Annotated in this window: 1 protein-coding gene; it reads right to left on the bottom strand. The window is 72.2% G+C overall.

Translation table 11 applies throughout. The annotated features are described in order from the left end of the window. Positions 1-127: 127 nt before the first annotated feature. Entirely contained in the window at positions 128-1,552 is a 1,425-nt protein-coding gene (locus AB0C78_RS49820) for an aldehyde dehydrogenase family protein (RefSeq protein ID WP_360762584.1), read from the bottom strand. Between the last annotated feature and the right edge of the window lie 341 nt (positions 1,553-1,893).

The following is a 1,893-nucleotide window of genomic DNA, read 5'->3' as shown; positions in this document are numbered from 1 at the left end:
CTCACGCGGGCGGGCCACAGCCCGCTGGACGACCAGGCGGCCGGCGCTTACGCCGACCCGAACCTGTCCCGTATGTACGGGTCACCTGGTTCGCGGGTGCCCGCCGCGGCGGGCACCGGTCTCCGGGCTAGGCGTTGTAGCCCATGATGGCCTTGGTCTCGAGGTACTCCTCGAAGCCGAGCGCGCCCCACTCGCGCCCGTTGCCCGACTGGCGGTAGCCGCCGAACGGGGCGTTGAAGTCGGGGCCTGCGCCGTTGAGGTGGACGTTGCCGGTGCGCAGGCGGCGGGCCACCGCCTTGGCGCGGTCGGCGCTGCCGGAGATGTAGCCGGACAGGCCGTAGAGGGTGTCGTTGGCGATGCGGACCGCGTCGTCGTCGTCCTCGTAGCCGATCAGCACGAGCACCGGCCCGAAGATCTCCTCGCGGGCGATCGTCATCTCGTTGGAGACGTGCGAGAACACCGTCGGGCGGACGAAGTAGCCGGTCTCCAGGCCCTCGGGCTTGCCGGGGCCGCCGACCTCCAGCTTGGCGCCCTCGCCGATGCCCTTCTCGATGAGCTGCTGGATGCGGCCGTACTGGGTGGCCGACACCACCGGGCCGATCCGCGTGGTCTCCTCGCGCGGGTCGCCGACGACGATGTCGCGGGCGGCCTCCGCGGCGATGGCGGCGGCCTCGTCCATGCGCGCGGCCGGGACGAGCATCCGGCTCGGGGCGTTGCACGACTGGCCCGAGTTGGTGCACATGTTGCCGACGTCCCGGGTGATGACCGCCTTGAGGTCGGCGTCGTCCAGGATGATGTTGGCGGACTTGCCGCCGAGCTCCTGCGCGACCCGCTTGACGGTCGGGGCCGCGGCCCGGGCCACCTCGATGCCGGCGCGGGTGGACCCGGTGAACGACACCATGTCGACGTCCGGGTGCGCCGACAGCGGCGCGCCGACGCCGAGGCCGTCGCCGTTGACCAGGTTGAACACGCCCGCGGGGACGCCCGCCTCGTCGAGGATCTCGGCGAACAGGATCGCGTTCAGCGGCGCGACCTCCGACGGCTTGAGCACCATCGTGCAGCCGGTCGCGAGGGCCGGGCCGACCTTGCAGGCGATCTGGTTCAGCGGCCAGTTCCACGGGGTGATGAGCCCGCAGACCCCGACGGGCTCGCGGGCGACCAGGGTGCCGCCGAGCGGGCGCTCGAACTCGAAGTCGGCGAGCACGGCGCGCGCGGTGCCGAGGTGGCCGAGGCCGGCGACGGCCTGCGCGGCCCGCGCCAGCGAGAGGGGCGCGCCCATCTCCTGGCTGATGACGTCGGCCAGCTCCTCCATCCGCCGGCTGTAGACGGCGATGACGGCGTCGAGCAGGTCGAGCCGCTCCTGCTTGGTGGTCTGGGAGAACGTCTCGAACGCCTCCTTCGCCGCGGCGACGGCGGCGTCCACGTCGTCGGCGCCGCCCATGGCGATGGAGGTGATCGGCTGTTCCGTGGCCGGGTTGATGACCTCGAGGGTCGTGTCGGTGCGGGGCGCGACCCACTGGCCGCCGATGTAGAACTGCTTGACGTGGTCCACGGGCTTCCTCCGGCAGGGAACGGGCCTTCTTCGTTGCAGGCTCAACATACGAAACCCGTTCGGTCCGGTAAACGCCCGCCCCGGGCGCGCCGCCGAAACTCATGTGAATGTCTTTCATGTTCGTTACCGGGCGGACGCGTGATCGCGGTCGTCCCGTTACCCGCGCGGCCCACGCTGTGCGGTCATGAGCCCTCGCCGCGATGGTCCCTCCCGCCGCTCCTTCCTCGCCACCGGCGCCGGGGGGGGGGGGGGGGGCGGCGGGGGGGGGGGGGGGGCGGCCGGGGGGGTCGGCCGGGCGGTGGTTGGGTGTGGACACCTGGGATGTGCTCTAGGACTAAATT

This window comes from Actinomadura sp. NPDC048394 (assembly GCF_040651755.1).
In the GTDB taxonomy this organism is placed as follows: domain Bacteria; phylum Actinomycetota; class Actinomycetes; order Streptosporangiales; family Streptosporangiaceae; genus Spirillospora; species Spirillospora montaniterrae.
Note: the sequence above shows the minus strand (reverse complement) of the source record. Positions and strands in the feature narration are given on the sequence as shown.